Source organism: Bartonella mastomydis, from assembly GCF_900185775.1.
GTDB classification, from domain to species: domain Bacteria; phylum Pseudomonadota; class Alphaproteobacteria; order Rhizobiales; family Rhizobiaceae; genus Bartonella; species Bartonella elizabethae.
The window spans coordinates 103,359-116,381 of sequence record NZ_LT883138.1 but is presented as its reverse complement, the minus strand read 5'-3'; the positions used below and the strand labels follow the sequence as shown (position 1 = coordinate 116,381).

Here is a 13,023-nt window from a genome sequence, read left to right as displayed (position 1 = left end):
AGAGTAATAACATCCGATAATAGAATATATAAATTGCTTTGATAATATCCTTTGGAAATTTACATTATGATAAACAGCAATTCGACACGTACAAAGCTATGTAAAGGAAGCTTCTTAAAACAATCTATCATTTCCTCTAGCCGTTTATTCCCATAAAGATAACGAACTTCTAAATTAGTTCATAAAAACAATTTAACTTATCATTAGAGTATATTAAGTAACAGATCATTCAAACCTCTTGAATTTAGATAATTTTCAACGTGCTTTTTATAAAGCGAGAAAATGCTTTTAAACCCTGTTTTTTTGAATTCCGTTTGAATTTTCCTATTTTATAAAAACTGATTTATGATTCTTTTGTTAAAAAAGGAGACGATAATGCAAAAAATCTTCACGCAAGGATTATTAGCTGCAAATATTCTCGCCTACTCTAGTATTGCATTTGCTGGACTTGGTGAATCTATATGGGATTTTAAGCCAAATGAAACTGTTACAATTGGTGCACCCGATGAAATACAGCAAGGTGCTGAATATGGGTGCAAAGCATTTAAACCCGAAAAAGTATCCTTTACTTTATCATACTCATCTCCTTCTGACGTCAACAAACTACACATTGCTGCAGATGATGAAAAGAAAATAACACATGATAAAGAACATAAGATCTTTACGATCAAAGATGTCAAATCCCTCGATATAGGTTTCCCTAGATCAGGATATTATACTTTTAAAAATATTACTCAAGAAAGAGTTATTGGTCTAGATTGTGAAGCAGGGGATTTTTAATAATATTTTCAACAATATCTTAGCGTTGCGCAGATGTATAAAAAGGCTTAAAGTGAGCTTTTTTTCGAAATCGGGCATGTAAATCATTAACGCTCAGTTTTTAAAAAATTCAGCTTTGTGCTTATGGAATAAAAACGATATCATAAAGTTAAACCATCAAGAAAAACAAATTTCAAAAAGGCTGAAGATTGGACAACTTTTGTAAATTATGGAATTGTTTATTATATTTTCATTATCAGAATGACTGGTTTGTATGAGATTATCGTATCTGTCTGCGCCTTGAAGCCTCTCAAAATTGCTACACGCTATATCGTATATAAACAGAGAAATAAAAAAGCTTTGTTCATGGCAAATCAGTGGAGGAATTGTTTCTGAAAATTTAAATCTCCATTACTTTTTGTTGTCTATAATACAAGAATGAAGTTCAAAAGAAAAATTCTTATGTTTGTGTTATATTTTTTGTTTCTGAGCTTGATTTTTCATTTCAAATGGACAATATGAACTTGGGAGGTTGGTGGTGGACGAACTACTCGCCAACTGGGTCAGGTCTGGAAAGAAGCAGCCCCAACGAGTTCTAGTACGGGTCATCGTGCCAGCCTCCTTTTGCTGAAGGGATTATTTTTATGCTATGTTTTAGCAAGGTATTTAATCTTCAGAGCAGCATTTGTATGCAGCATGTAAAGGGATTTGGTTATTTTTAAGAAAATGATCCCATAAAAAATACATTGATTGAGAAAAAATCCTTTTATATGAGGGTACAGTATTGACCTATGCTTTGTGTATGATCAAAATGTACGCATAAAAAATTTCAAAGTTGGAAACATTCATGGAAAATGTGCCGGCAGAAACAGCCTATCGTGTTCTTGCTCGTAAATATCGACCTCAAAACTTTTCTGATCTTATTGGTCAAGAAGCGATGGTGCGTACTCTCACCAATGCCTTTGAAAAAGGTCGTATTGCGCAAGCGTGGATGTTAACAGGGATTCGTGGTGTAGGTAAAACTACAACAGCACGTATTTTGGCACGTGCACTCAATTATAAAACAAAAGATATTGATCAACCAACAACGGCCTTGGAATCCCTTGGTGAGCATTGCACACAAATTATCGAAGGGCGTCATATTGATGTTATAGAAATGGATGCCGCTTCTCATACTGGCATTGACGATATTCGTGAAATTATTGAACAAATACGCTATCGTCCTGTTTCTGCACGCTATAAGGTTTATATCATCGATGAAGTCCATATGCTCTCAACGCAAGCCTTTAATGGTTTGTTGAAAACGCTTGAAGAACCACCATCCCATGTGAAATTTATTTTTGCCACGACAGAAATTCGCAAAGTTCCCATTACAATTCTTTCACGTTGCCAACGTTTTGATTTGCGACGAATTGAATCAAAAGCTTTGAGTGCGCATTTGCGTAAAATTGCGAAGTATGAAAAGGTCGAAGTAGAAGATCAAGCACTCTCTATGATTGTTCGTGCTGCAGAAGGCTCTGCACGTGATGCATTATCCATTTTTGATCAAGCTATTGCCCATAGCAATGGCAATGTTAATGCCACCGCAGTGCGTACAATGTTAGGATTAGCGGATCAAGCACGTATTATTGATCTCTTTGAATTTATCATGAAAGGCGATGTTGTCCATGCTTTACATGAATTACGTAGTCAATATGATTCAGGCGCTGATCCTCTAACGATATTAACAGAATTGGCCGATTTTAATCATCTGGTCACACGTTTACGTTTCACACCAGAAATAGTGGAAGATTTCTCACTGACTGAAGAGCAACGTTTAAGAAGCTTAGACTTTTCAAAAAAACTTTCCGTTCCTGTTTTATCCCGAAACTGGCAAATGTTGCTCAAAGGCATACAAGAAGTTAATCAAACTGCACGTCCACTGCAAGCAACAGAAATGCTTTTAATTCGTCTTGCACACACAGCTGATCTCCCCACTCTTGATGAAGCCTTAAAAAAACTTACGCAGGAAAAAACACCTCTCACGTTTGTTTCAAACTCTTCTCATCAAGAATCGATAAATGCAAATAATACAACAAAAGAAACAACAGCTGATATCCATGCTTCCTCGAGCATTTCACATACATTACCAAATCAGACAGATTTAAAAACATCCTTGCAAGACCAATTAGACCACTCCTTAAAACTAGAAAATTTTGTTAAAAATCAAAAATATGACAACACCAACACCCAAGAAATAATAGAACCTCTTGAAACGCCTCAATCGACTAAACTTTCTGAAAATATTGCAAATTTATCGCAGTCTGTCACGCAAACAATAGGAGAGATTACTGAACCTAAACCCCTCGTGATTAATTCTTTACACGATATTGTTAAATTAGCCGAACAGCATAATGATGTGCCTTTCAAACTCCTTGTTAAAGAGTTTGTTCATCCTGTTTCTTTTGAAAATGGACGTATTACTTTAAGACTTTCTGAAAATACCCCACAATTTCTTACTCATGATATCGAAAAAAAAATCTCTCAATGGGCTGAAAAACGCTATGTGATAACTTTTGTTAATGAAGGCGGCGGTCCAACCTTACAGGAAGAAAGTGTTGCGATTCAAAAGACTCTTTTTTCCAATGCAGAGACAGATCCAGATATCGCAAAAATCCTCAACCATTTTCCAGAAGCAAAAATTGTCGATATTCGACTTAATAGAGAAGAAAATGATCTTGATTTACACCCCGATACCTTTAAAAATACTGATCTCTTTAAAAATGAAAACGATAACAATGATGAATAAGGATACCTATTCCTATGCGTGAAATGATGAGCATGATGAAAAAAGCCAAAGAAATGCAAGAAAAAATGCAGAAAATTCAAGAGGAAATGGCTAATCTGCAAGCTACCGGCACTGCAGGAGGTGATCTCGTCAGTATCACTTTAAATGGCAAAAATATTATAACAGCCATTCAAATTGATCCTTCATTACTCAAACCTGAGGAAGCTGAAATTCTTGAAGATCTTATTATGGCAGCTTATAATGAAGCAAGGACAAAAATTGACAACGCACTAGAAGAGAAAACCAAAAGTATGACGGCAGGACTACCTCTCCCATCAGGTTTCAAGCTTCCATTTTAATAAAACGGTTTTTTCCCCATGGAACAAAATATATGTCTAAATACATTGCAGGCCCTGAGATTGAGCGTCTCATTCAGATTTTATCACGGTTGCCAGGTCTTGGTCCGCGTTCAGCGCGTCGTGCTGCGCTTCATCTTATTAAAAAAAAGGAAACTTTGCTGGAACCTTTAGGAGCAGCGGTACAAACAGCGATAGAAAAAGTCGGCATTTGTTCTGTTTGTGGAAATGTCGATACTATTGATCCTTGTTCAATTTGTACAGATCCGCGACGTGATGATACAACGATCATTGTTGTTGAGGATATTGCTGATCTGTGGGCTCTTGAGCGCGCAAAAACTCTCGCCGCACGTTATCATGTATTGGGTGGACGCCTCTCCCCTTTAGATGGAATAGGTCCTGACGAACTGAACATTGCCACCTTAATACAACGTGTTGTACAAAACTCAATTATGGAGATTATTCTTGCTGTTAATGCGACTGTCGAAGGACAAACAACCGCTCACTATATCACCGATCAGCTTTCGAATTTTTCAGTTAAAATTACGCGACTTGCTCATGGTGTTCCTGTAGGAGGCGAGCTCGATTATCTTGATGATGGAACTTTAGCAGCGGCTGTACAAGCAAGAACAAATCTTTAAAACTTTTTACTTTGAACCTTTAGCTCTTTAATGATGGGGGAATATTCAAATGCTAAAGAAAAACCTCTCACTTTTAAACAACTTTGGTCCTGGTATTTTAGTATGTTTACTCATATCAGCTTTGGCGTATGGTTTAGAAGTCCTAGAAAAACAGCTTTTTGGGCAAGCATGGCTTGAAAGTCTTGTTTTAGCAATTCTCTTAGGGTCTGTTACCCGTAGTTGTTTTACGATGCCAACCTATTTTCAAAAAGGTATCACTTTTTGTGCCAAAACACTTCTTGAAGTTGCTATCGTCCTTCTAGGAGCAAGTATTAGTATTCATGCCGTTCTTTCCGCTGGTTGGAGTTTACTTGCAAGCATTGTATTCGTTATATTTGTAACCATTATTCTTAGCTTTATCATCGGGCGAATTTTCGGGCTTTCTAAACATTTGGCAATGCTCGTTGCTTGTGGAAATGCTATTTGTGGGAACTCAGCCATTGTTGCCGTTGCCCCTGTCATTAAAGCAAAACACGAAGAGATTGCTGCATCAATTGCTTTTACAGCTCTTTTGGGAATTCTTATTATTTTATGTCTCCCCTTTGCACATCCACTTCTAAATTTATCCTTTAATCAATATGGTGTGCTTGCTGGCATGGTTGTTTATGCTGTACCACAAGTTTTGGCGGCTACTGCATCTGTCTCTTTTGCCAGTGTTCAAATTGCAACCATTGTTAAATTGGTACGCGTTCTCATGTTAGGCCCTCTTATTTTTGCCCTGTCACTCATCTATCGTCGATCAGAACAAATACATTTTCGTTGGCATACTCTCGTTCCATGGTTTATTATTGGTTTCATTATGATGATGTTAATCCGCTCGAGTAATCTTATCCCCGAAACAGCTCTCAATCCGATCAAATTTATTGCTCAATTGTTCACGGTCATTTCAATGGCCGCATTAGGACTAGGCGTTGATATTCGTTCATTAAAAAAAGCAGGATGGCGCGTTATTTTGGCTTCGACTTGCTCTATCATTATTCTCGGTATTTGTAGCCTTATCATGATACAATTGAATGATTTAAATCATATAACATTTTGAAATATTTTTGTTTCTTGTTTCAACGGAACATGCAATCAATTTAAGGATTTGCCAATATTATTAAAACAGCTCTTTCATTTAAATAATTCTTTCTTAAACGATTTTATCCATATACTAACTCTGCTTATGATATGTAAGAAAATGGTTTTGATTTATGGGTTTAAATTGAACATAGAAACAATAAATTATCATTATAAATCAATTTATTGATAACCAAAACCGGATCAAATCAACATCTTCTCGTCCTATTCCATAAAAAGATAATGTTGCTTATTGGCACTAGCAACTTTCTTATAAATGAACTATACGACGATAAAAAAGATTTAAAACACAATAAGCCTTTTTTCTATCGTCTTATTCAATTAAAATGTTTTTATGCTTATTCTTGCTATCGATACTGCCTCAATTTATTGCGCTGTTGCGCTCATTCATCATAAGTCTGTTATTGCGCGTATCGATGAGCGCATGAATAAAGGGCATGCTGAAAGACTTATTGGGCAGATTACACAAATAATGACACAAGCCAATATGACGCTTGATCAAGTTGAGCGTATTGCTGTCAATGTTGGTCCTGGATCATTTACTGGTGTGCGTGTTGGTGTTGCCACAGCACGCGCTTTGGCATTAGCACTTGAAATACCAGCTGTTGGAGTAAGTGCACTTGAAGCGTTAGCCGCACAAGTCACAACCAGTCAAAATACTGCATCAGCCATTACTGTTGTTATTGAAGCAGGGAGAGGGATGTTCTACCATCAAAATTTCCATAAGGATCTCACACCTTTGGGAGAACCGAAATTACAAACAATTGAAAATATCCTCGAAGATTTGCCCAAAAAAACCCAACTAACTGGTCCAGCGGCTGATATCATTGAGCAACATATTAAAAAACATAAAATAAACGAAAAAATTGTCTTGGAAAAAATCCCTTGCGAAGCAGCGGATATTGTAAACTATGCTTACCTTTCTGCAAACAAACAACCACAAAATTCGCCTCGCCCCCTCTATCTACGCAGCGCTGATGCAAAACAACAAACCAATTTTGCTTTACCACGAAAAAAATAATGTTTAAATTTTCATTAACAAAAAAGCGTTTTGGAATTGCTCCACTACACGTTCATGATAGTGCTGCTCTTCATCAAATTCATCAATGTTGTTTTACCCCTGCTTGGGGAAAACAAGCTTTTGATACCTTTTTAACCGATCACTCTATCTTCGGATACAAAGTCTTTCTCATTAATCAATCTGATCAAATTTTAGGCTTTTGCCTATGCCGTCTCATTCTTGATGAAGCAGAAATCATCACAATTGCTGTCCATCCTCATTATCGTCAACAAGGAATTGGTACCTTGCTTATCGATCATACAATGCACCATCTTCACGATAAGCGCGCTATAAAATTATTCTTGGAAGTAGAATCCACAAACCTTTCTGCTTTAAACCTTTATCAACGCTTTGAATTTCAAAAAATTTCTGAACGTCTTTCCTACTACCCGTCAAAAAATGGTCGCGGTGATGCAATTATCATGCAAAAAACTTTTAAGCAAATAGATTGAGATTTATGTAAAAAACATTTAGACAAGCACTATGAATAAAGTAAATCCTAAAAATACATCTCCTGTTGCTCCTAAAAAGGTTTTTATCAAAACCTATGGGTGTCAAATGAACGTTTATGATAGCCAACGGATGACTGATAGTCTCAGTTCACAAGGTTATGTGACAACACAAACACCGGATGATGCCGATCTTATCCTTGTTAATACCTGTCATATTCGTGAAAAAGCAGCAGAAAAACTTTATTCTGATCTGGGTCGTTTGCGCGTTATGCGTCAAGAGCGAACACCTGATAAACCCTTAACCGTCGGTGTAACAGGCTGTGTTGCACAGGCTGAGGGAAGTGAAATCTTGCGTCGCGCTCCAATAGTGGATCTTGTGATTGGTCCACAAATGTATCATCGCTTGCCAGAATTGTTAGAAAAAGCCAAGCAAGGTAAAAAAATTATTGAAACAGATTATGCTGTTGAAGATAAATTTGCTCATTTGCCGCCTCATAATAAACGTGCAGTAAGAAAACGGGGTGTTAGCGCATTTTTAACAGTACAGGAAGGGTGCGATAAATTTTGCACTTTTTGTGTTGTTCCTTACACACGCGGTGCTGAAATATCACGCTCAGTCGAGCAAATTACTGAAGAAGCGCGTCAACTTATTGAAGCGGGTGTTAAAGAAATTACGCTTCTTGGACAAAATGTCAATGGTTGGCATGGGCAAAGTGCAGATGGCAAAACATGGCGGCTTGGTGATCTTCTTTATCATCTTGCAAAACTCGATGGTTTAAAGCGTTTGCGTTACACAACCAGTCACCCCCGTGATATGGATGATAGCCTTATTGCCGCGCACCGTGATCTTGATATGTTAATGCCTTACCTGCATCTCCCTGTTCAATCAGGCTCAGATCGCATCTTAAAAGCAATGAACCGCCAACATAAAAGCTCTTATTATCTTCAGCTTATCGAAAAAATTCGGGCTGTACGGCCAGATATTGCTTTTTCAGGTGATTTTATTGTAGGGTTTCCAGGAGAAACAGATGAAGACTTCGAAGAAACCATTAAGCTCGTTCAACAAGTACAATACAGTTCAGCTTATTCTTTTAAATATTCCCCCCGTCCTGGAACAGTGGGAGCTACAATGAAAAATCACGTTGATGAAGCTGTAAAAGATGCCAGACTCCAACATTTACAAGTTCTTCTCCTTGAACAGCAAAATACATTTTTACGTTCTAAAATTGGTCAAAAAACAGATGTTCTTATTGAAAAACCTGGACGTCACTCGGGACAAATGGTGGGACGTTCCCCTTGGCTTTTACCCGTTGTTGTAGATACAGAATCCTCTACAGGTAGCGTGATAGAAATTCATATTAAAAATGCAAGCTCAAATAGTTTTGTTGGTGAAGTGACAAACAGATAAACAAGCCTCTACCATCTTGTTCACAATAAAGATTTTGGAAAACTCTTTTATTTTCGAAGAAAGTAATTACATCTAAAGCATGAATTTTTATGAAAGAAAATTTGCCTTTTATAAAGTTTACTTAAAAAAATGTATAATATTGATGTCGATATGGAGAATAAGCTGAAAGCTTCAACTGAAAAAATAAATGCTGACATTGAAAAAATTGATCCCTTGGAACAAGAAAGCACTTCAGACATAAGTCAAGTTGTTTTAGTTTTCGAAAATAATCAATATGCAAAAGCGGTTTTTGGTAAATTTGATGAGAATCTTATCTATATCGAAAAAAAACTCAAACTTAGTATTCACCCGCGTGGTAATGAAGTTTTAATCCATGGAGATATTTCTGTTATAAAACGTGCGCAATATATATTGCAGCAGCTTTATGAACGTGCCAAAACACACCAAGAGCTCACTTTATCAGATATAAAAGGGGCGATTACCATGGCAAGTATACGACAAAAGCAGAAGGAAAACACAATAACACACAAGTCTACACCGAAACATCCACCAGCAAAATTAAGTACCCATAAAAAAATAATTCATGCAAGGACTCCAACGCAAGCTGCTTACATACGCGCGATGGAGCATACTGAACTTGTATTTGGTATAGGGCCAGCCGGAACAGGAAAAACGTATCTTGCCGTTGCTCATGCTGCAATGCTTCTAGAACGTGGTATCATTGAGCGAATTATTCTCTCACGTCCTGCTGTTGAAGCTGGAGAACATCTGGGGTTTCTTCCCGGTGATCTTAAAGAAAAAGTCGACCCCTATTTACGCCCCCTTTATGATGCTCTTTATGATATGATGCCTGCAGAAAAAATAGAACGCATTTTAGCTTCTGGTGTCATAGAAATCGCTCCTCTTGCTTTTATGCGCGGACGAACACTTGCTCATGCTGCGGTTATTCTTGATGAGGCACAAAATACGACACCGATGCAAATGAAAATGTTCCTCACACGTCTTGGAGAAGGAACACGTATGATTGTTACTGGTGATGTAAGCCAAATTGATTTGCCTATAGGACAAAAATCAGGTCTCATTGAAGCAATCCGCATTCTTTCAAATGTAGAAAATATTGCCATTGTGCGCTTTGATGAAAAAGATGTTGTACGCCACCCGCTTGTTGCTGCTATCGTTCATGCCTATGATCGTGATTCTGAAATACAAAATAAAAAAAAATCACGCACGTGCGATACATTAAAAAATGAATTTGATTCATCATGATTATTATTGATATAATGATTAAAAGCGCAGGGTGGAATGATGAGAAAATGCTTTATAATATCACCGAAAAAGCATTAATGGCGGTGATGCGTCATGTTTCATTGGAAAATGTTGTAAGCGAGATTAGCCTGCTTTTTACGGATGATGAACATATGGCACAAATCAATGCACAATGGCGGGGTAAAAACAAATCTACTAATGTGTTATCCTTTCCGGCGTTCCCAATTAAAGCTGGAAGTTCTCCTGGTCCCATGCTGGGTGATATTATTATTGCGCGAGAAACTGTTGTGCTCGAAGCAGAAAAACAAGGAAAAACATTTCAAGACCATTTAACGCATATGATCGTTCATGGTACCTTGCATCTGCTTGGTTATGACCATGAAACCGATGATGAAGCCTATCAAATGGAAATGCTCGAAAGAGAAATTCTTCAAAAGCTCTCCATCAAAGATCCTTACGCTGAGTTATCTATAAATGATAAAATTTAACTTTTAAAATCAATATGACGAGCATACCATTTAAAACCTCTCATTCACCTATCATAAAGAGAAAGTTTAGAAGATTTTAAAACCATGGCAAACAAAATAAATGAACAAAATAATAGTCAAATATCTTCTAATAATGAAAAAGATACCTCTCAACAGACGAATCATACAGAAAAATATTCCCTGATGAATCATTTGTTTTCATTCTTACGCGGCCGTAATTGTGCATCTACGTCACTGCGCGATGATCTTACCGTTGCACTTGCGACTAATAATGAAAAAGATACCGACCTCTTCTCACCTGAAGAACGTACTATGCTGCATAATATTTTACGTTTGCGTGAAGCACGCGTGGATGATGTTATGATACCGCGTTCTGAAATTGAAGCATTGGAAATAAATACCTCGCTTGGAGAAGCCCTTAAATGTTTCGCAAAAATTGGTCATTCTCGCATCCCTGTTTATGCTGAAACTTTAGATGACCCGCGCGGCATGATCCATATCCGCGATATTCTTAACTATATGACTCGCTTTATTATCAACCCTACAAAAACCGAACAGAAATCCAATTTGCTTCCATTAAACCATACAGATTTACATACCCCTATCGGTGAATTGGATTTGATCCGAACCGTTCTCTTTGTTCCAAGTTCTATGCTTGCAAGCAAATTATTAACACGAATGCAAACCACACGAACACAAATGGCTCTAGTTATTGATGAACATGGAGGAACAGATGGTCTCGTTTCAATGGAAGATATTGTTGAATTGGTCGTGGGTGATATCGAAGATGAACATGATCATGTCGACAATGCGATCGTCCGCGAACACAACAATAAATGGCTCGTTGATGCAAGAACCGAACTAGAAGATGTAGAGAAAGCTCTTGGACCTGATTTTATCGTAGGGGAATATGGTGATGAGGTTGATACTATTGGTGGTTTAATAGTCTCCATTCTTGATCGCATTCCTGCAAAAGGTGAAGTTATCGAAGCTGTTCCTGGCTATAAATTCCGTATTTTAGAAGCTGATAAACGCCGAATTAAGCGATTGCGCATTTTTCGCATTCCAGAAAATGAGAGTCTTGAAAATAATACCATTTCTAAAGAATAGTCGAGTGTTTTTAAACAATTTTATCGTTTTTTTGTTCTCTATTACCGGCTGGAAGCGACAAGCATGGATATTTCTATGTGGTGCTCTTACTTCCCTTGCACTGCCACCCTTTTATTTAACACCTCTGTGCTTTCTAACTTTTCCTATTTTTATCGTTTTACTTGACTCGATACAGTCCTCTCCAAACAATAAAAAACATTTTTTTACCTACGCTTTAAGCTGTGGAACTTTTGGTTTTAGTTATTTTATTTGCGGACTTTGGTGGCTCTGCAATGCTTTGTTGACAGATCCAGATTCTTTTGGTTGGGCTGTCCCACTAGCCATTTTATTTCCTCCTCTCTACCTTTCTCTGTATTGGTTTTTTTCTGGTTTTATTATCGGTTTATTATGGACAAAGGGAATAGCACGCTTTTTCGTTTTAGCCTTTGCCTTAGGGTTGGCCGAGTGGTTGCGTGCGTTCTTATTCACAGGATTTCCGTGGAATGCTCTTGGCTATACAGCCATGCCAACCCCGATGTTCATGCAATCTGATGCAATCGTAGGACTTTACGGAATGAATATTCTTGCTGTCTTAACCTACAGTTTGCCAACAGTTTTACTCACGGATGAAAAAAAGAAAGCAGCACTTTCTCTTTGCTTAGCACTTATATTCATTCACAGTAGTTTTGGATTTTATCGTCTCCATAAAATAGAGAATACAGCTGAAGATCAAACGAGAAATTATTGGGTGCGCATTGTCCAACCTTCTATCCAACAAAATATAAAATTGCGCGATAATACACGAGAAGCCATATTGGAAGCGCATATGCATCTGAGCGCAATACCAATAACTGGTAAAAATCCAGAACCCGATTTTATCGTATGGCCCGAAGCATCCGTTCCTTACCTTCTCTATGATAACTCATCTGTCACAATGCATATTGCCTCTATTTTAAAACCTAAACAATGGGCTATTATCGGAGCGATACGCGCCAGTGATGATATCCCTCATTCCCAAACACAATATTTTAATACAATTGCAGTCATTAACGCTCAAGGTAATATTTTACACACTTCCGATAAACTTCATTTGGTCCCTTTTGGTGAGTATCTTCCCTATCAGAATTTATTGGAAAAAATTGGATTGCGTATTCTCACTGATAATATTGGTGGATATAGTGCTGCACATGTACGCAAAACTGTCACAATGCCAAACGGATTTTCTTATCTACCGTTGATTTGTTATGAAGCAATATTTCCTCATGAAATGACTTTTAAAGGTTCTCCGCCTCAAGCAATCATTAATGTTACAAATGATGCATGGTTTGGTGTAACACCAGGCCCCTATCAACATCTTCAACAAGCACAGCTTCGTGCCATTGAACTGGGAATTCCCCTCATACGAGCAGCCAATAATGGAATATCAGCTATTATTGATTCTTATGGACGAATCGTTGTAGCCCTTCAACAAAATGCTGTGGGCATTATTGATTCAAAAATTCCATCATCCATTACCCCTATAGGAAGCAATGAATACAGAACTTTCGCTACTTTTATCTTATTCATCCTTATGCTATTGTGTCGTATTGGTTTTGGTTTTACAAAACAGCTTAAATGA

General features: G+C 37.4%; 12 protein-coding genes and 1 other RNA gene. All 13 read left to right on the top strand.

Going from position 1 to position 13,023, the window contains the following annotated elements; all coding sequences use genetic code 11:
* The first annotated feature begins 375 nt into the window (after positions 1-375).
* The 13 genes from FJG96_RS03715 to lnt all read left to right on the top strand — a co-directional run bounded on the left by FJG96_RS03715 (position 376) and on the right by lnt (position 13,023).
* On the top strand, positions 376-780 hold the full coding sequence (locus FJG96_RS03715; protein ID WP_139412801.1) for a hypothetical protein: 405 nt from the start codon (positions 376-378) through the stop codon (positions 778-780).
* 506 nt (positions 781-1,286) lie between these two features.
* Positions 1,287-1,384: signal recognition particle sRNA small type (gene ffs / locus FJG96_RS03710), an RNA gene on the top strand.
* Positions 1,385-1,606: 222 nt separating this feature from the next.
* Positions 1,607-3,547, top strand: a complete 1,941-nt coding sequence (locus FJG96_RS03705) for a DNA polymerase III subunit gamma/tau (RefSeq protein WP_139412800.1) — start codon at positions 1,607-1,609, stop codon at positions 3,545-3,547.
* A 14-nt stretch (positions 3,548-3,561) separates the two neighbouring features.
* Positions 3,562-3,885: a YbaB/EbfC family nucleoid-associated protein gene (locus FJG96_RS03700; RefSeq protein ID WP_139412799.1), complete on the top strand. Its 324-nt coding sequence runs from the start codon at positions 3,562-3,564 to the stop codon at positions 3,883-3,885.
* 32 nt (positions 3,886-3,917) lie between these two features.
* Positions 3,918-4,523 carry a recombination mediator RecR gene (gene recR / locus FJG96_RS03695; protein ID WP_139412798.1) on the top strand — a complete coding sequence of 202 codons (606 nt, stop codon included), beginning with the start codon at positions 3,918-3,920 and terminating at the stop codon, positions 4,521-4,523.
* 49 nt (positions 4,524-4,572) lie between these two features.
* On the top strand, positions 4,573-5,601 hold the full coding sequence (locus FJG96_RS03690) for a YeiH family protein (protein WP_139412797.1): 1,029 nt from the start codon (positions 4,573-4,575) through the stop codon (positions 5,599-5,601).
* 375 nt (positions 5,602-5,976) lie between these two features.
* On the top strand, positions 5,977-6,663 hold the full coding sequence (gene tsaB / locus FJG96_RS03685) for a tRNA (adenosine(37)-N6)-threonylcarbamoyltransferase complex dimerization subunit type 1 TsaB (RefSeq protein WP_139412796.1): 687 nt from the start codon (positions 5,977-5,979) through the stop codon (positions 6,661-6,663).
* Entirely contained in the window at positions 6,663-7,154 is a 492-nt protein-coding gene (gene rimI / locus FJG96_RS03680; protein WP_139412795.1) for a ribosomal protein S18-alanine N-acetyltransferase, read from the top strand. The genes tsaB and rimI overlap by 1 nt, the downstream gene beginning before the upstream one ends.
* A 31-nt stretch (positions 7,155-7,185) precedes the next feature.
* The gene (gene miaB / locus FJG96_RS03675; protein ID WP_139412794.1) at positions 7,186-8,562 is read left to right on the top strand and encodes a tRNA (N6-isopentenyl adenosine(37)-C2)-methylthiotransferase MiaB; all 1,377 of its coding nucleotides are present in this window, start codon (positions 7,186-7,188) and stop codon (positions 8,560-8,562) included.
* A gap of 129 nt (positions 8,563-8,691) precedes the next feature.
* Positions 8,692-9,828 carry a PhoH family protein gene (locus FJG96_RS03670; RefSeq protein WP_139412793.1) on the top strand — a complete coding sequence of 379 codons (1,137 nt, stop codon included), beginning with the start codon at positions 8,692-8,694 and terminating at the stop codon, positions 9,826-9,828.
* On the top strand, positions 9,825-10,316 hold the full coding sequence (gene ybeY / locus FJG96_RS03665) for an rRNA maturation RNase YbeY (protein WP_139412792.1): 492 nt from the start codon (positions 9,825-9,827) through the stop codon (positions 10,314-10,316). The genes FJG96_RS03670 and ybeY overlap by 4 nt, the downstream gene beginning before the upstream one ends.
* 84 nt (positions 10,317-10,400) lie before the next feature.
* Complete coding sequence (locus tag FJG96_RS03660; RefSeq protein WP_139412791.1) at positions 10,401-11,426, top strand: hemolysin family protein; 1,026 nt, start codon at positions 10,401-10,403, stop codon at positions 11,424-11,426.
* Positions 11,389-13,023, top strand: a complete 1,635-nt coding sequence (lnt, locus tag FJG96_RS03655; protein ID WP_139412790.1) for an apolipoprotein N-acyltransferase — start codon at positions 11,389-11,391, stop codon at positions 13,021-13,023. Before FJG96_RS03660 ends, lnt begins: the two co-directional genes overlap by 38 nt.